This is a genomic window from Streptomyces sp. ASQP_92, assembly GCF_025399895.1.
Classification (GTDB): domain Bacteria; phylum Actinomycetota; class Actinomycetes; order Streptomycetales; family Streptomycetaceae; genus Streptomyces.
This window is the reverse complement of record NZ_JAODUA010000001.1, coordinates 766,542-783,195: the sequence shown is the minus strand read 5'-3', so window position 1 is coordinate 783,195 and position 16,654 is coordinate 766,542. Positions and strand designations below refer to the sequence as shown.

General features: G+C 72.9%; 14 protein-coding genes. 12 read left to right on the top strand and 2 right to left on the bottom strand.

The features are described 5' to 3' along the window. Positions 1–261 precede the first annotated feature (261 nt). From N4G70_RS03405 to N4G70_RS03380, 6 genes are all read left to right on the top strand, one after another. The gene (locus N4G70_RS03405; RefSeq protein ID WP_261710845.1) at positions 262–1,512 is read left to right on the top strand and encodes a prenyltransferase/squalene oxidase repeat-containing protein; all 1,251 of its coding nucleotides are present in this window, start codon (positions 262–264) and stop codon (positions 1,510–1,512) included. Continuing rightward, the gene (locus N4G70_RS03400; RefSeq protein WP_261711362.1) at positions 1,512–2,153 is read left to right on the top strand and encodes an SCO2322 family protein; all 642 of its coding nucleotides are present in this window, start codon (positions 1,512–1,514) and stop codon (positions 2,151–2,153) included. The genes N4G70_RS03405 and N4G70_RS03400 overlap by 1 nt, the downstream gene beginning before the upstream one ends. A 122-nt stretch (positions 2,154–2,275) precedes the next feature. Continuing rightward, the gene (locus N4G70_RS03395; protein WP_261711361.1) at positions 2,276–3,367 is read left to right on the top strand and encodes an energy-coupling factor transporter transmembrane component T; all 1,092 of its coding nucleotides are present in this window, start codon (positions 2,276–2,278) and stop codon (positions 3,365–3,367) included. Continuing rightward, positions 3,364–5,334 carry an ABC transporter ATP-binding protein gene (locus N4G70_RS03390; RefSeq protein ID WP_261710844.1) on the top strand — a complete coding sequence of 657 codons (1,971 nt, stop codon included), beginning with the start codon at positions 3,364–3,366 and terminating at the stop codon, positions 5,332–5,334. The genes N4G70_RS03395 and N4G70_RS03390 overlap by 4 nt, the downstream gene beginning before the upstream one ends. Further along, a complete protein-coding gene (locus N4G70_RS03385; protein WP_261710843.1) occupies positions 5,331–6,173 on the top strand; it encodes an ECF transporter S component in 843 nt (280 codons plus the stop codon). The genes N4G70_RS03390 and N4G70_RS03385 overlap by 4 nt, the downstream gene beginning before the upstream one ends. Positions 6,174–6,480: 307 nt before the next feature. After that, complete coding sequence (locus N4G70_RS03380) at positions 6,481–6,903, top strand: lytic transglycosylase domain-containing protein (RefSeq protein WP_261710842.1); 423 nt, start codon at positions 6,481–6,483, stop codon at positions 6,901–6,903. Between the two features lie 622 nt (positions 6,904–7,525). Here the strand turns inward: N4G70_RS03380 and N4G70_RS03375 are convergent. Next, on the bottom strand, positions 7,526–8,695 hold the full coding sequence (locus N4G70_RS03375) for a steroid 3-ketoacyl-CoA thiolase (protein ID WP_261710841.1): 1,170 nt from the start codon (positions 8,693–8,695) through the stop codon (positions 7,526–7,528). A gap of 237 nt (positions 8,696–8,932) precedes the next feature. Here N4G70_RS03375 and N4G70_RS03370 point away from each other — a divergent pair, with 237 nt between their 5' ends. From N4G70_RS03370 to N4G70_RS03350, 5 genes are all read left to right on the top strand, one after another. Then, entirely contained in the window at positions 8,933–10,180 is a 1,248-nt protein-coding gene (locus N4G70_RS03370; protein WP_261710840.1) for a cytochrome P450, read from the top strand. 185 nt (positions 10,181–10,365) lie between these two features. After that, positions 10,366–11,106: a pyridoxamine 5'-phosphate oxidase family protein gene (locus N4G70_RS03365; RefSeq protein ID WP_261710839.1), complete on the top strand. Its 741-nt coding sequence runs from the start codon at positions 10,366–10,368 to the stop codon at positions 11,104–11,106. A 64-nt stretch (positions 11,107–11,170) separates the two neighbouring features. Next, a complete protein-coding gene (locus N4G70_RS03360) occupies positions 11,171–12,340 on the top strand; it encodes a DUF2330 domain-containing protein (protein WP_261710838.1) in 1,170 nt (389 codons plus the stop codon). Between the two features lie 108 nt (positions 12,341–12,448). Further along, on the top strand, positions 12,449–12,778 hold the full coding sequence (locus tag N4G70_RS03355) for an antibiotic biosynthesis monooxygenase (RefSeq protein ID WP_261710837.1): 330 nt from the start codon (positions 12,449–12,451) through the stop codon (positions 12,776–12,778). Positions 12,779–12,861: 83 nt separating this feature from the next. Continuing rightward, a complete protein-coding gene (locus N4G70_RS03350) occupies positions 12,862–13,365 on the top strand; it encodes a GNAT family N-acetyltransferase (protein WP_261710836.1) in 504 nt (167 codons plus the stop codon). A gap of 43 nt (positions 13,366–13,408) precedes the next feature. Here N4G70_RS03350 and N4G70_RS03345 read toward each other — a convergent pair whose 3' ends face one another. Beyond that, complete coding sequence (locus tag N4G70_RS03345) at positions 13,409–15,451, bottom strand: MFS transporter (RefSeq protein WP_261710835.1); 2,043 nt, start codon at positions 15,449–15,451, stop codon at positions 13,409–13,411. A gap of 192 nt (positions 15,452–15,643) precedes the next feature. Here N4G70_RS03345 and N4G70_RS03340 point away from each other — a divergent pair, with 192 nt between their 5' ends. Then, positions 15,644–16,618: a peptidoglycan-binding protein gene (locus N4G70_RS03340; RefSeq protein WP_261710834.1), complete on the top strand. Its 975-nt coding sequence runs from the start codon at positions 15,644–15,646 to the stop codon at positions 16,616–16,618. The last annotated feature ends 36 nt before the right edge of the window (positions 16,619–16,654 follow it).

Genomic DNA, 16,654 nt, shown 5'->3' with positions numbered 1-16,654 from the left:
AGGGGCGCGGGGAACTGCGCAGAACGGGGCTCGGGCCGTTCAGGCGGCCCGATGGGGGAGGTCGCGGGGGTCCGCGCCCCGGCGGGTAGGGTGGGCGGGTCGTCGTCATGCCCGGGTGGACCGGAATTGCCCCGTCACCGCATGACCGGCTCAGCGTCACCCGCCCACCGCAGGTGACCCCGCACCGTCGAGGCATACGGAGCAGAGCCGGGTGCCAGCGCGCCCGTGCCCGCGCTCCCCGCAGGAGAGGCACCGCCCGCCATGACCGTACGCCGCAGCGCCGCAGCGCTCACCGCGCTCACCGCGCTCGCCGCCGCCACCGCCGTCCTGGGCGGTGCCGCCCCCGCCGCATTCGCCGACGGCACACCCTCCCCCGTGGCGATCCCGCCGGGCCTGTACGGCACGAAGGACCCCCAGTTCGACGGCGTCTTCCGGCAGTCCCTCGCCTTCCTCGCCCAGGAGAAGGCCAACGTCAAGCCCGCCGAACAGGCGATCGGCTGGCTCGCGGGGCAGCAGTGCGCGGACGGCTCCTTCACCTCCTTCCGCGCGGACACCTCCACGGCGTGCGACCCGAAGAAGCTGGACACCAACGCGACCGCCGCCGCGGTGCAGGCGTTCGTCGCGGTCGGGGGCCACGCCGACGCCATCAAGAAGGGCGTCACCTGGCTGAAGTCGGTCCAGCAGGACGACGGCGGCTGGCCGTACACCCCGGGCCTGGGCGGCAGCGACGCCAACTCGACCGCCATCGCGATCGGCGCCCTCGCCGCCGCGGGCGAGAAGCCCGCCGACGTGAAGTCGGCCAAGGGCGGCAAGACCCCCTTCGACGCGCTGCTCACCTTCGCGCTGCCCTGTGACGATCCCGGCGGCCCGGGCGCCTTCGCCTTCCAGCCGGACCCCAAGACGCAGAAGCTGTACGCCAACGCGGACGCCACCGCCGCCGCCGTGACCGGCGCGCTCGGCAAGGGCCTCACCGCCACCGCGGGCCCCGCCGACACCAAGGGCACCGCCTGCGAGAAGGCCACCACCCCCGAGCAGGCCGCGCACAACGGCGCCGCCCACCTCGCCAGGACGCTGGCCCCGACCGGGTTCCTGAAGACGCCGCCGATGCCGGGCGCCGCCGACCAGCCCGACTTCGGCAACACGGCGGACGCGGTGGTCGCCCTCGCCGCCGCCGGCCAGAGCCGGCAGGCGAAGGCGTCCGCCGACTGGCTGGCCAAGAACGCGGGACCCTGGGCCAAGGAGAGCGGCCCCGCCGCCTACGCCCAGCTCGTCTTCGCCGCCGACGCGACCGGCGCCGACCCGAGCAACTTCGGCGGCCTGAACCTGGTCAAGTCCCTCAACGCCACCGGCCCGGCCCCGCAGTCGGCGGTGACCTCCACCCCCTCCGCGCAGACGTCGCAGTCCAAGGACGACGACGGCATCTCCCTCTGGTGGATCGTCGGCGCCGGCCTGGTCGCCGGCATCGGCGTCGGGTTCCTGATCAGCGGCCGCAAGAAGAACCAGCAGCTGTGATGCGGACGCGACTCGCCGCGTTCGCCGCGCCGCTCCTCGCCCTGGTGGTCCTCGCCACCGGCGCGGGGCAGGCGCAGGCGGCCGGCTACCGGTACTGGGCCTTCTGGGACCTGGCGGGCGACGCGTGGACGTACGCCACCCAGGGCCCGGCGTCCGCGCACCCCGGCGACGGCTCGGTGCAGGGCTTCCGCTTCGCGGTGAGCGCGGACTCCAAGGACGCCTCCCAGCCGCGGACGGCGCCGTCCTTCGAGGCGGTGTGCGGTACGACACCGACCAAGGACGGCACGAAGCGGGTCGCGCTCGTCATCGACTTCGGTACGCCCGAGGACGCCGCCCCGGGCGAGACACCGCCCGCCGCGCGGAGCGCCTGCGCGCAAGTGCCCCCGGACGCCACCACCGCGGACGCCCTGGCCGCCGTGGCCAAGCCGCTGCGCTACAACAGCGCGGCCCTGCTGTGCGCGATCGGCGGCTATCCGCGCACGGGCTGCGGCGAGCAGGTGGCCGACCCGTCGGCGCCCCAGGCCGAGCCCGCGAAATCCGGGCCCGACAGCGGGCCCTCGGTCGGCCTGCTGGCCGGAGTCGCGGCGGTCCTGGCCCTGGGCGCGGCAGCGATCTGGCAAGCCCGCCGCCGCAGGAACTGACGCCGGCGATGCCCGTTCAAGAACCGGGGGCGACCGCTCGGGAAGCGGGCGTGCCCGCCCGGGAACCAGGGACGACGACCGCTCGGGAAACGGCGTCGCCGGCGCGGTGGCCGGCCCGCAGGCTGACCGCCCCCGAGGCGAGCCGGAGCAACGCCGTCCACCCCGGCGCCTGGTGGCTCTGGGCGCTGGGCCTGGCCACGGCCGCGTCGAGGACGAACAACCCGCTGCTGCTCGGCCTGCTCGTCGGCGTCGCCGGTTATGTCGTGGCCGCCCGCAGGACCGACGCGCCCTGGGCCCGTTCCTACACCGCGTTCATCAAGATCGGGCTGTTCGTCGTCGGCATCCGCCTCGCGTTCAACGTGGTCCTCGGCTCGCCCATCCCGGGCAGCCACACCCTGCTCACCCTGCCCCAACTCCCGCTCCCCGACTGGGCGAAGGGCATCCGCGTCGGCGGCCCGGTCACCGCCGAGGGCATGCTGTTCGCGCTGTACGACGGCGCGCGCCTGGCCACCCTGCTGATCTGCGTGGGCGCGGCGAACGCGCTCGCCAACCCCGCCCGTCTCCTCAAGTCACTGCCCGGCGCCCTGTACGAGGCCGGTGTCGCCGTCGTCGTCGCCATGACGTTCGCGCCGAACATGGTCGCCGACGTCGTACGGCTGCGTACCGCGCGAAGGCTGCGCGGCCGCCCCACCGGGGGCATGAGGGGCATCGCCCAGATCGGCCTGCCGGTCCTCGAAGGCGCCCTGGAACGCTCGGTCGCGGTGGCCGCCTCGATGGACGCGCGCGGCTACGGCCGCACCGCCCAGGTCCCCGCCCGCGTGCGCCTGACCACCACGGTCCTCACGCTCGGGGGGCTCCTGGGCGTGTGCGCGGGGACGTACGGACTGCTCGCCGCCGAAGGCGCGGGGTACGGCCTTCCCGTGCTGGCCGGCGGGGTGCTCGCCTCCCTGGCCGGGCTCCGCCTCGGAGGCCGCCGCCAGCTCCGCACCCGCTACCGCCCCGACCGCTGGGGCGTCCGGTCCTGGCTCGTGGCCGGTTCCGGGGCCGCGGTCGCGGGCCTGTTGCTGTGGACGGGTACGTACGCTCCCGAGGCCCTCACCGTCGGGGTCGTTCCCCTGACCGCGCCGAGCCTGCCGCTGTGGCCCGCGCTGTCGCTGCTCGCCGGTCTGCTCCCGGCCTTCGTCTCACCCGTACCACCGAAGGGGTCCCCGTGATCCGGTTCGAGAACGTGTCGGTCACCTATGACTCCGCCGGGGAGGCGACCGTACGCGGCGTCGAACTGACCATCCCCGAAGGGGAGTTGGTGCTGCTCGTCGGGCCGTCCGGGGTCGGCAAGTCGACGCTGCTCGGTACGGTCAGCGGACTCGTCCCGCACTTCACCGGGGGCACGTTGCGCGGGCGCGTCACCGTCGGGGGGCGCGACACCCGCACCCACAAGCCGCGCGAACTCGCCGACCTGGTCGGCACGGTGGGCCAGGATCCGCTCGCCCACTTCGTCACCGACACCGTCGAGGACGAACTCGCCTACGGAATGGAGTCGTTGGGGCTCGCCCCGGCCGTGATGCGGCGCAGGGTCGAGGAGACCCTCGATCTGCTGGGCCTGGCGGAGCTGCGCGACCGGCCCATCGCCACGCTCTCCGGCGGCCAGCAGCAGCGGGTCGCGATCGGCTCGGTGCTGACCCCTCATCCGAAGGTGCTGGTTCTGGACGAGCCGACCTCCGCCCTCGACCCGGCCGCCGCGGAGGACGTCCTGTCGGTCCTCCAGCGCCTGGTCCACGACCTGGGCACGACGGTGCTGCTGGCCGAACACCGCCTGGAACGGGTGGTCCAGTACGCGGACCGGGTGGTGCTCCTGCCCTCGCCCGGCGCACCCCCGCTGATGGGCACCCCCGCCGAGATCATGAAGGTCTCCCCCGTCCACCCCCCGGTGGTGGCCCTGGGCCACCTGGCGGGCTGGACCCCCCTCCCCCTGTCCGTACGCGACGCCCGCCGCAGGGCGGACACCCTGCGCACCGAACTGGCCACGCGCACCCCGCGCCCGCCCCACTCCTCACCCCCCGCCGGCGACCCGCTCCAGGCGGACCTCACCGACGCCGGCGATCCGCCGCAGGCGGGCCCCACCGACGGCGGGCGGACGCCGACGGTGGGGGCGGGCCACGGGGAGACCCGTACCTTGGCACTCGGCAGCACGGGTGGCGCGGGTGGGAAACACGACCCGGCCGGAGGCCGGGTGCACCCCCACCGGCAGGCGGCCGAACCCCGCACCCCAACCGGGCCCGCGGCCGAACCCCGCACTGAAACCCGGCCCGCGGCAGAACCCCGCACTGGAACCCGGCCCGCCGAACCCCGCCCCCGCCCCCGCCCCGCGGCACTCCGCCCCCTGGCCCGCCTCTTCCGCCGCCCGCAGGGGCCCCGCACTCCCGCCTCCCCCAGTACGGCGACCGTCACCGCTCTGGGCGTACGCCGTGGCCGGGTGGAGGCGCTGCGCCGCGTGGACCTCACGGTCGCCCCGGGCGAGACCATCGCCCTGATGGGCCGCAACGGCGCCGGGAAGTCCACCCTCCTCAACACCCTCGTCGGGATGGTCGAGCCCACCACGGGCTCGGTCACCGTGGGCGGCCGCACCCCCCACCGCACCCCGCCGGCCGAACTGATCCGCGAGGTCGGCCTCGTACCCCAGGAGCCGCGGGACCTGCTGTACGCCAACACCGTCGCCGCCGAGTGCGCCGCCGCGGACGCCGACGCCGGGGCGGCTCCCGGGAGTTGCCGCGCGCTGGTCTCGGCGCTGCTGCCGGGCGTACGCGACGACACGCATCCCCGTGATCTGTCCGAGGGCCAGCGCCTGGCCCTCGCGCTCGCGATCGTCCTGACCGGCCGTCCTCCCCTTCTTCTCCTGGACGAGCCGACGCGCGGTCTGGACTACGCGGCCAAGGCCCGTCTGGTGGAGGTGCTGCGGGCGCTCGCCGCCGAGGGGCACGCCATCGTCCTGGCCACCCATGACGTGGAGCTGGCCGCCGAACTCGCCCACCGGGTCGTGATCCTCGCGGGCGGCGAGATCGTCGCGGACGGCCCGACCGCCGAGGTGGTCGTCTCCTCGCCCGCCTTCGCCCCGCAGGTCGCCAAGGTCCTCGCGCCCCAGCACTGGCTGACCGTCTCCCAAGTACGCGAGGCCCTGTCGTGACGGAACCCAGCGAGCGCACCCGGCCGGATCGGCCCGACCATGCCGTACGGGCCGTCCGGCTCGGCCCCCGGGCGGTGGTGGCCCTGTGCCTCATCACCCTCATCGGGATCGCGGCCTTCGGCTGGCCGCTGCTGGCCGACGCCGACTCCGGTCTCGCGCACGCGCACGACGCGCCCTGGCTCTTCGCGGCGCTGCTTCCGCTCCTGGTGGGTGTGGTGATCGCCACGATCGCCGACGACGGCATGGACGCCAAGGCCGTCGCGATGCTCGGGGTGCTCGCCGCGGTGGGCGCGGCGCTGCGTCCGCTGGGCGCGGGCACGGCGGGTCTTGAGCCGATGTTCTTCCTGATGGTGCTGAGCGGGCGGGTGCTCGGCCTGGGCTTCGGCTTCGTGCTCGGCTCGGTGACGATGTTCGCCTCCGCGCTGCTGACCGGCGGGGTCGGCCCGTGGATGCCGTTCCAGATGCTCGCGATGGGCTGGTTCACGATGGGCGCGGGCCTGCTGCCGGGCCCGCACCGGCTGCGCGGCCGGGCCGAGTGCGCCCTGCTCGCGCTCTACGGTGCGCTGGCCTCGTTCGCGTACGGCACGGTCATGAATCTCCAGAGCTGGACCTTCATCGGGGGCATGTCATCAGGCATCTCCTTCCATCCCGGCGACCCGCTGCACGACAACCTGGTCCGGTTCTTCGCGTACTGCGCGGCCACCTCGCTCGGCTGGGACCTGGGGCGGGCGGCGCTCACCGTGGTGCTGACGCTGACCCTCGGGGCCACCCTGCTCAAGGCGCTGAGGCGGGCGACGCGACGCGCGGCCTTCGAGGCCCAGGTCACATTCGAGGCCTGAACGGGGTCCCTGCGGGGTGAGGCCGCCCACAGGCCGATGGTCCTCTACGAGGCGGAATAGTGGCCCTGGGCCATGATCCACGAGAGCCCTCGCGCCCGGGCTGACCTGGGCTTACCCGCTCCTTACACGCTGCGGGCCGTTCCACCCCCGGTGCGACTCCCACTAGTACATGGGGTCATTGCGGGCCGCCCCCGCGGGCCGTTACAACTGTTCGAGTCGCCGGAACCGACCGGTCCGCACCTGGGCCGACACACATGGGTTCCCTCGCCGTGGAGGTCTTCGGAGCCTTTGGCGGAGTGCGGCACCCATGTCCCCGACGTTAGGTTTCGCGTTGTCTTTCGCCGCCCGTCTCACCGCTCGCAAGAAGTCCGTCGCCGCCGCCGGAGCCACGCTGCTGGCCGCCTCCGGTGTCGCCCTCGCCGCCGTTCCGGCCCAGGCCGCACCGACGAGTGCGCAGGCGATCGCGCGGCAGATGATGCCGTCCGACCAGTTCCAGTGCTTCAGCAAGATCGTGAACCACGAGTCCGGCTGGAACCCGTCGGCCACGAACGCGTCCTCCGGGGCGTACGGTCTGGTCCAGGCGCTGCCCGGCTCGAAGATGGCCTCTGCCGGGGCGGACTGGCAGACGAATCCTGCGACGCAGATCAAGTGGGGGTTGGGGTACATGAACGAGCGTTATGGCAGCCCGTGCGGCGCGTGGAACTTCTGGCAGCAGAACAGCTGGTACTGACCCACCCCCACCCCCTCGGGGCTCCGCCCCGATCCCCGGGGGGTTTTCCCACCCACCCGCCCGCGCGGCGGGGTTGGCTGGCTCCGGCCCCCCTGGGGCTCCGCCCCAGACCCCGAGGCACCTTCGCCCACCCACCCGCCCGTAGGCCCAGGGTTGGAAGGTTCCGGGCCTCCTGGGGCTCCGCCCCAGACCCCGTTCGCGCCTGAACGGCGCTCGTCCTCAAACGCCGGACGGGCTGAAATGCCCGATGCGGGCCAGCACCAGTCCCGCCAAGGGGCGCGAGGAACTGCGCGAGAAGCGACCACGATCCGCACGGTCGAAAGGGGTTAGGGGCGCGGGGAACTACGCGGCCAACCACGCCCGACCCACGGACAAAGACGGGCCTCAGGGGCGCGAGGAACTGCGCGAAAAGCGACCACGACCCGCAGACCGAAGGGCCTTTAGGGGCGCGGGGAACTGCGCGAGAAGCACCCGCGGCCCGCACCCGACAGGGGATTGAGGGGCGCGGGGAACTGCGCGACAAGCGACTGCGGCTCGCAAGCCGAAAGCGGGTTCAGGGGCGCGGGGAACTGCGCGAACAAAGGGGCAGCCCGCAGGCTGAGGGGGGCCGGGCCCCCGGGGGCTACAGGCGCTGGATGATGGTTCCCGTCGCCAGCGCCCCACCCGCACACATCGTCACCAACGCAAACTCCTTGTCCCGCCGCTCAAGCTCGTGCAACGCCGTCGCGATGAGCCGCGCCCCCGTCGCCCCCACCGGGTGCCCCAGCGCGATCGCGCCCCCGTTCACGTTCACCTTCTCCAGGTCCTGCTCGAAGACCTGCGCCCAGCTCAACACCACCGACGCGAACGCCTCGTTGATCTCGACGAGGTCGATGTCGGGCAGGGACATCCCCGCCTTGCCCAGCACCGCGCGCGTCGCGTCGATGGGGCCGTCCAGGTGGAAGTGCGGGTCGGCGCCGACCAGGGCCTGGGCCACGATGCGGGCCCGGGGCTTGAGCTTCAGGGCGCGGGCCATGCGCTTGGAGGCCCACATGATCGCGGCCGAACCGTCGGATATCTGCGAGGAGTTGCCCGCCGTGTGGACCGCCGTGGGCATCACCGGCTTGAGCCGGCCCAGCGCCTCCATCGAGGTGTCGCGCAGTCCCTCGTCGCGGTCGACGAGCCGCCACATGCCCTGCCCCGCCGCCTGCTCCTCCTCGGTGGTGGGCACCTGCACCGCGAACGTCTCCCGTTTGAAGCGTTCCTCGGCCCAGGCGACCGCCGCCCGCTCCTGGGACAGGAGTCCGAGGGCGTCGACGCGCTCACGGGTCAGGCCCCGGTTGCGGGCGATCCGTTCCGCCGCCTCGAACTGGTTGGGGAGGTCCACGTTCCACTCGTCGGGCCACGGCTTGCCCGGCCCGTGCTTGGAGCCGGAGCCGAGCGGTACCCGTGACATCGCCTCCACGCCGCAGCTGATGCCGACGTCGATGACCCCGGCCGCGATCATGTTGGCGACCATGTGGCTCGCCTGCTGCGAGGATCCGCACTGGCAGTCGACGGTGGTCGCGGCGGTCTCGTACGGCAGCCCCACGGCGAGCCAGGCGTTGCGCGCCGGGTTCATGGACTGCTCGCCGGCGTGGGTGACCGTACCGCCGACGATCTGTTCGACGCAGTCGGCGTGGATGCCGGTGCGGCCGAGGAGTTCGCGGTAGGTCTCGCCGAGCAGATAGGCGGGGTGCAGATTGGCGAGCGCGCCCCCGCGCTTGCCGATGGGCGTGCGTACGGCTTCGACGATGACGGGTTCCGCGGCCATGAGCTCGTCCTCTCCTGACACAGCCGCTGGGTGTCCCGGCACCGCACGGCCACGAACTGATACGCGTTCTAGTTCTGAGTGCAGTCTTATGAGAGCTACCCCGGGTACGCAAGGGTTGTGCACGTCCCGCGTGGGGAGTTCAGTGCGCAACAGATGCTGCCGCGAGCCTTGCTTGTTGTAGAACCCGTTACTACCTTTCGGTCAACTTCTGATGGACCGTCAGACATGGAGTGGCCAATGCGTTGCCCCCACCTGCCCGACGGGTTCGACTTCACCGACCCCGACCTGCTCCAATCCCGCGTACCGCACCCGGAGTTCGCCCAGCTGCGCCAGGCCGCGCCGGTGTGGTGGTGCGCCCAGCCGAGGGGCATCTCCGGCTTCCAGGACGACGGCTATTGGGCGGTGACGCGGCACGCCGACGTCAAGTACGTGTCCACCCACCCGGAGTTGTTCTCCTCCCACACCAACACCGCGGTGATCCGCTTCAACGAGTCGATCAGCCGGGAGCAGATCGACGTCCAGAAGCTGATCATGCTGAACATGGACCCGCCCGAGCACACCCGGGTCCGCCAGATCGTCCAGCGCGGCTTCACCCCGCGCGCGATCCGCTCCCTGGAGGGCGCGCTGCGCGACCGGGCCCGGGGCATCGTGGACGCGGCCCTGTCGGAGGCCGACAAGAACGACGGCTCCTTCGACTTCGTCACTCACATCGCCGTCGAGCTCCCGCTCCAGGCCATCGCCGAACTGATCGGCGTCCCCCAGGAGGACCGCACCAAGATCTTCGACTGGTCCAACAAGATGGCGGCGTACGACGACCCCGAGTACGCGATCACCGAGGAGATCGGCGCCGAGGCGGCGATGGAGCTGGTGTCGTACGCGATGAACCTGGCGGCGGCGCGCAAGGAGTGCCCGGCCAAGGACATCGTCTCGCAGCTGGTGGCGGCCGAGGGCGAGGGCAATCTGCTCTCCGACGAGTTCGGCTTCTTCGTGATCCTGCTCGCGGTGGCGGGCAACGAGACCACGCGCAACGCGATCAGCCACGGGATGCACGCCTTCTTGACCCACCCCGACCAGTGGGAACTCTACAAACGCGAGCGCCCGGCCACCGCGGCCGAGGAGATCGTGCGCTGGGCCACCCCGGTCGTCGCCTTCCAGCGCACGGCGACCCAGGACACCGAGCTCGGCGGCCAGAAGATCACGGCGGGCGACCGGGTCGGCATCTTCTACTCCTCCGCCAACAACGACCCCGAGGTCTTCGAGGAGCCGGAGCGCTTCGACATCACCCGGGACCCCAACCCCCACCTCGGCTTCGGCGGTGGCGGACCGCACTTCTGCCTGGGCAAGTCCCTGGCCGTGCTCGAAATCAACCTGATCTTCAACGCGATCGCGGACGTCCTGCCCGACCTCCGTCTGGCGGGCGACCCGCGCCGTCTGCGTTCCGCCTGGCTGAACGGCATCAAGGGCCTGCGGGTGACACACCGCTGACCCTTCCGGAACCGGGAGGCAGGGGCATCCCCCTACGCCCCGCCCCTGTCTCCTCCCGGACAACCCCCGATCCCGCTCGGAGGCGCCCGTGCGGTGAGCACGGGGCGACCGCTGCCCCTTGTCCGCACACCCGTCCTGCTGAAACAGTTGCATCGGCACTCCTCAGCAACGGAATCGGCAGGCAAATGGACGTACAGCAACCGGATCAGCACAGTCGGCCCGAGTCCGCCGATCTGGCCGTCACCGAGCGGACCCGGCACCGCCGGCTTCGTGAGCAGGGCAGCACCCGGGTCGAGGATCTCGACGCGATCCTGAGGGCCGGGTTCGTGTGCCATCTCGGGGTCGTCGTGGACGGCACTCCGATGGTGGTGCCGACGGTGTACGGGGTGGACTTTGAAGCGCGGACGCTGTTCGTGCACGGCTCGGTCGCCTCCCGCAGCATCGTGCGGGCGCCGGAGGCGACGGTCTGCGTCACCGTCACCCACATCGACGGGCTCGTGCTCGCCCGGTCGGTCTTCGAGCACGGGGTCAACTACCGCAGCGCGATGGTGTACGCCGTGCCCCGGTTGATCACCGAGGGGGACGAGCTGCTGCACGGGCTCAAGGTGCTGACCGAGCACTGCGCGCCGGGACAGTGGGAGTACGCGCGAAGCCCCAACTCCAAGGAGCTGGCGGCCACTTCACTGCTCGCCCTGCCGCTGGACGAGGCGTCGGTCAAGACGGCGTCGGGCCCGCCCCAGGACGGGCAGGGGCCCGACGGGGAGCTGGGCCTGTGGGCCGGGGTGGTGCCGGTGCGCAGCCACTTCGGGCCTCCCGAGCCCGACCCCGCGCTGGCCGCCGGCATCGCGATGCCCGGCCACATCGCGGCGCTGGGAAGGGATCGTTCGCGGAACGGGACGGCGTATTCGCGGAACGGGACGGCGTAACGGAACCGAAGGCACCGCTACGCCGTCGTAGCTCCCGTCGATCGATCACACGGGGGTAGCGGACATGCGGGACGGCACGGGACGATTGCGGCGCACCGGGGATGGCCGGCGCTCGTGGCGGCGGGCGCTCGTTCTGGCGCTGGCGCTGGTGGCCCTGCAACTGGGCTCCCTCGTGGCACCCGCGTACGCGTGTGGCTGCGGGGCGATGGTGCCGCAGAGCGGGCGGCAGCTGAGCGTGCGGCAGGAGACGTCGGTGGTGCGCTGGGACGGCCACAGCGAGCAGATCGTGATGCGCCTGACCGTCGACGGCAACGCGCCGCAAGCCGCGTGGATCATGCCGGTGCCGAGCCGGGCGACGGTGAAGCTCGGCGACCGGAGGCTGTTCGAGGAGCTGGAGCGGCTCTCCGCCCCGGTCCACCGCACCCGCACCTACTTCTGGCCCCGCGGCGGGGACTGGCCGCTCGCCCGGGACCGCGGCGTCGGCGACGGCGCGCCCCGGGCGGCCGCGAAGCCGCCCGTGGAGGTGGTCGGCAGGGAGCGGCTCGGCCCCTTCGACGTGGCCCGGCTGACCGCCTCCGATCCGACGGCGCTGCGCGACTGGCTGAGCCACAACGGCTTCCAGCTGCCGCCCGCCCTCTCCACCGAGCTGCGCCCCTACGTCGACCAGAAGTGGGAGTACGTCGCGATCCGCCTGGCGCCCGACCAGCCGGGCCGAACCCTGGGCGGCCCGCTGGACCCGCTGAGCCTGAGCTTCGCCAGCGACCGGCTCATCTACCCGATGCGCCTGTCGCGCCTGGCGAAGACCCCGCAGAACCTGAACCTGTACGTGCTGGCCGACCACCGCATGGAGACGGCGTCCACGATCGGTGGTAACCGGCCCGAGACCCTGTTCGCGGGCACCATCGAGCACCCTTCGGGCCCCCTCGCCGAGCTGACGAAAGGCACCGGGCCGGTCTATCTGACCGCTCTGACCCAGTGGTTCACCCGGCCCTCACGCATCACGGGCGACCATGAACTGACCCGGTCCGCCGACGACACCGGCTTCCAACGGGCTTGGTACACCGACGAGTTGATGACGGTGGGCGGCGTTCCGCTGTGGTTGGTGACGGTGGGCGGGGCGCTGGCGGTCCTGCTGGCGGCCGGCCTCGGAACGGGCCTGGCCGTGCGCGGCCGCCGCAGGCGAAGGGCCGGCGCCCGGCTGCCGGGGCCGGCCTCGCACACCCGCCCGTCCTAGCGCGCCCTCGCACGCTCACACCGTCTTGACCTGGTCATGGAGCACACTGATCCCTCATGGACGGCCCGAAGGCCCCCGCCCCGGCGGCCTTCTGACGAGAGGTGTCGCGTGCCCAGCGTCGTAAAGATCAACGTACTGACCGTGCCGGACGAGCAGCGAGAGGTCCTGGAGAAGCGGTTCGCCTCGCGGGCCGGGTCGGTGGAGGGCTCGGACGGGTTCGAGTGGTTCGAGCTGCTTCGGCCCGTCGAGGGCACCGACCAGTACCTCGTCTACACGCGCTGGCGCAGCGAGGAGGACTTCCAGAACTGGATGTCCACCTCCATGCGCGGCTCCCACGGCGGCGCCCAGGGCGAGGGCGGCGAGCGGCCCAAGCCCGCCGCGTCGGGGTCCACGCTGTGGTCCTTCGAGGTCGTGCAGCAGGCGGCGCCCAAGGCGTGAGCCCAGGGGCCCCGCGCGGCGTGGGCCCTGGGCCGGATTAATTCGGTGGCCAGGGCGCCCGCCGCCGGGATAGTCAGTGACCCATGAGCTGGATCATGGCCGCCGAGCGGCCCGACACCCCCGACGCGAGCCTGCTGAGGCGCGACTACTACGACGAGGTGGCGAGCCGCTGGTACGGCAGGGCCGCCACCGCCGAGGAGATCGAGCAGGGGCTCACCGACGACGGGACGGACCAACTCTGGCCGCCCACCGGGGACTTCGTGGTCGGCCGCTACCAGGGCCGGCCCGCGGCGTGCGGGGGCGTACTGCTGTGTGCGAAGGCCCCCGTCATCGACGGGACGGCCCCGGCGACGGCCGAGCTCACCCGTGTGTTCGTCCGCCCCTTCGCGCGCGGAACGGGGGGTGGCGGGGCGCTCCTGTCCTCCCTGGAGGACGCGGCCCGCCGCCTCGGCGCCCGGCGGATCGCCCTGGACACCCGGCACGACCTGGTCGAGGCGCGCGGCCTGTACGCCAAGCACGGCTATCGCGAGGTCGCCCCGTACAGCCAGGGTCCCTACACCGAGCGCTGGTTCGCGAAGGAGCTGTGAGCGCGGGCCGTCAGACCCGGCCGCGCCCGTAGAGCCGCAGGACTCAGACCCGGCCGCCACGGCGGGGGGCGGGTCCCGTCGGCTGCTCCCCGTCCGAGCCGGACAGTTCCGAGGTCAGCTCGGCGATCAGTTTCACCAGGTCCCGGGGCCGGTTCGGGCCCCACCAGTCGCCGAGCAGCTCGGCCAGGGACTCCTCACGCGCCGCCACCAGCCGCCCCGCGACCTCGCGGCCCGGCTCGGTCAGCACCAGGGGCATGCCCTCGCGCCGGGCGAGCCCGCGCTCCTCGACCTGGCGGGCCGCCTCGGTGATGACCTGGATCGGTACGGGGTTGCGTTCGGCGAGCATGCCGGGTTCGGCGGACCCGTACTTGTTGATCCGCAGCAGCAGCCAGCTCGCCGCCGGGAGCAGGTCCAGGTCCGCCTTCTTGGTGATCGTCCGGTAGATCTCCCGGCGGCCCTCGCGGGTGCCGAGCACCGAAAGGGCCCGCGCGCACTCGTCGTACGAGGAGCGCTCGACGGGGTTGGACGCCAGGGTCTGGCTGGTGTCGGGCGCGGTGACCGCTCCCCGCAGCTTGTCCTCCCTGAGGAACCACGCCGTCACGAAGGCGAGGAGCACGACCGGGGCCGCGTACAGGAAGACGTCGGTGATGGACGAGGCGTAGGCGTGCAGCACCGACGGCCGTGCCGCGGCCGGGAGTTGGGCGATGGTGTGGGGGTCGGCGGAGATGGTGGCGGGGCCGACGCCGGGCGGCAGCGGCTGTCCGGCCAGCGCGTCGGAGAGCTTGCCGGTGAGCCGGTTGGTGAAGATCGTGCCGAAGATCGCCACGCCGAAGGAGGCGCCGATGGAGCGGAAGAAGGTGGCGCCGGAGGTGGCGACGCCCAGGTCCGCGTAGTCGACGGCGTTCTGCACGACCAGGACCAGGACCTGCATGACCAGGCCGAGTCCCGCGCCGAAGACGAAGAAGTACAGGCTCATCTCCCAGGTGGGGCTCGTCTCGGTGAGCCGGTGCAGGAGCAGCAGGCCGATGGTGGTGACCGCCGTGCCCGCGATGGGGAAGACCTTCCAGCGTCCGGTGCGGGACACGATCTGGCCGGACGCCGTCGAGGTCAGCAGCATGCCGAGGACCATCGGCAGCATGTGCACCCCGGACATGGTGGGCGAGATGCCCTGCACGATCTGGAGGAACGTCGGCAGGTACGTCATCGCGCCGAACATCGCGAAACCCACGATGAAGCTGATGACCGCGACCAGGGTGAAGGTGCGCACGCGGAACAGCTTCAGCGGCAGGACCGGTTCGGCCGCCCTGCGCTCCACGGCGACGAAGGCCACGAGCAGCACCACGCCGAGCACCGCGAGCCCGATGATCCGCGCCGAGGCCCAGGGCCAGGTCGTGCCGCCGAGCGAGGCGACCAGGACCAGACAGGTGGCGACGGAGGCGATGAGGAAGGTGCCCAGGTAGTCGATGGTGTGCCGGGTGCCGCGCGCCGGGATGTGCAGCACGGCGGCGATGACGAGGAGCGCGATCACGCCGATGGGCAGGTTGATGTAGAACACCCAGCGCCAGCTGAGCTGTTCGGTGAAGAACCCGCCGAGCAGCGGCCCGAGCACGCTGGTCGCGCCGAAGACCGCGCCGAACAGGCCCTGGTACTTGCCGCGTTCGCGGGGCGAGACGATGTCGCCGACGATCGCCATGGACAGCACCATCAGTCCGCCGCCGCCCAGGCCCTGGAGCGCGCGGAAGCCGATCAGCTCGCCCATGTTCTGCGCGATGCCGCACAGACCCGAGCCGACGAGGAAGATGACGATCGCCAACTGGAACAGCTTCTTGCGGCCGTACTGGTCGCCCAGCTTGCCCCACAGCGGGGTCGCGGCGGTCGCGGCCAGCATGTAGGCGGTGACGACCCACGACAGGTGCTCCATCCCGCCGAGGTCGCTGACGATGGTAGGCAGCGCGGTCGAGACGATGGTCTGGTCGAGCGCGGCGATCAGCATGCCGAGCAGCAGCGCGCCGATGGCGACCAGTACGTTCCGCCGTTCGTGCCCCGCGCCCGGGGCGACGGCGGCGGAAGCGGTTCGCTGAGCCATGGCCACGTCCCATCCGTGTGTGTGCTGCGACTCGTCCCACCATCTTGATCGGAATGTACGGAAATGGCCTGCCGGGCTCGGCCACCCGCCCCGGGGGCGCGCGGACCGCCCGGCATAATCGCTCGCAGCCCATGGGGAGGGAAACCGACGATGACCGGACACGGCTGTCCTGAATGTGGTGCGGAACGCGGGGTGGACGGCAGACCCGGCTGCGCCTGCGCCGAGCGCGCCGCCGAGACGCCGCACGCCGAACGCCCGGCCCGGGCCGCCGCCGCGGAGGACTTCGACCCGCTGCGGATCCGCCCGTACGTGATGCTGCCGAACGCCTCGGCGGCGCCGGACGAGGACCCCTCGGGTGTTCCGGGTGTACCGGGTGTTCCGGGTGCTCCGGGTGCCCCCGGCGTTCCGGGCGTCCCCGGCGTTCCGGGCGTCCCCGGCGTTCCGGGCGTCCCGGGCGTCCCGGAGGCCGAGCGGACGATGCGGCTGGGCGCGGTGGTTCCGGCGGCGGAACCCCTACCCCAGGAGGCTCGGCGGGGGAACCACAGCGCCCCGCGGGACGGCGCGCGGGCACCCCGCGGGCGCCGTCGCCTCATCGCGCTGACCGCGGGCGCGGCCGCCGCCGTCGTCATCGCCGCGGCGGCCTTCGCGAGCACCCTGTTCGCCGACGACGCCACGCCGAAGCGGGCACTTCCGGACGCGGCGGACACCGGCCTGCCCTACAGCGGCGGCGACTCGGCGCCGCCCGGAACCCCCTCGGCCGCCGCCGGCCCGACGAAGAAGGCCTCCCCGAGCCGCTCCGCCTCCGCGCGGCCCTCTCCGACGCCGTCGCCCTCCGCGTCCCGGACCGCCTCGCCGACGCCGTCGAAGCACGCGCCGTCACCCTCCGCCTCCGCGCCGGGGCCCTCCGCGTCGCCCGACGGCAAGCCGCTGGCGCCGCCGCCGAGCACCACGCTGCGGCGCGGCGACAGCGGACCGGGCGTCCTCGAACTCCAGCGGCGGCTGGCCCAGTTGGGCCTCTACAACGGCACCACGGACGGGAACTTCGGCTCCCGCACCGAGCGCGCGGTGCGCGACTTCCAGTCGTACATGGGCGTGAGCGGAGACCCGGCCGGGGTCTACGGGCCGCCGACCCGCCAGGCCCTGGAGTCGATGACCGACAAGCCCTAGGCGCCGGGGTTCACACCGCGGGAAGGAGCGGCCCCG

Bases quoted from the DNA above. Each gene is read 5' to 3' on its own strand.
- N4G70_RS03405 (WP_261710845.1), top strand. From the start codon at position 262: ATGACCGTACGCCGCAGCGCCGCAGCGCTCACCGCGCTCACCGCGCTC.
- N4G70_RS03400 (WP_261711362.1), top strand. From the start codon at position 1,512: ATGCGGACGCGACTCGCCGCGTTCGCCGCGCCGCTCCTCGCCCTGGTG.
- N4G70_RS03380 (WP_261710842.1), top strand. From the start codon at position 6,481: ATGTCCCCGACGTTAGGTTTCGCGTTGTCTTTCGCCGCCCGTCTCACC.
- N4G70_RS03375 (WP_261710841.1), bottom strand. From the start codon at position 8,695: ATGGCCGCGGAACCCGTCATCGTCGAAGCCGTACGCACGCCCATCGGC.
- N4G70_RS03370 (WP_261710840.1), top strand. From the start codon at position 8,933: ATGCGTTGCCCCCACCTGCCCGACGGGTTCGACTTCACCGACCCCGAC.
- N4G70_RS03365 (WP_261710839.1), top strand. From the start codon at position 10,366: ATGGACGTACAGCAACCGGATCAGCACAGTCGGCCCGAGTCCGCCGAT.
- N4G70_RS03360 (WP_261710838.1), top strand. From the start codon at position 11,171: ATGCGGGACGGCACGGGACGATTGCGGCGCACCGGGGATGGCCGGCGC.
- N4G70_RS03350 (WP_261710836.1), top strand. From the start codon at position 12,862: ATGAGCTGGATCATGGCCGCCGAGCGGCCCGACACCCCCGACGCGAGC.
- N4G70_RS03345 (WP_261710835.1), bottom strand. From the start codon at position 15,451: ATGGCTCAGCGAACCGCTTCCGCCGCCGTCGCCCCGGGCGCGGGGCAC.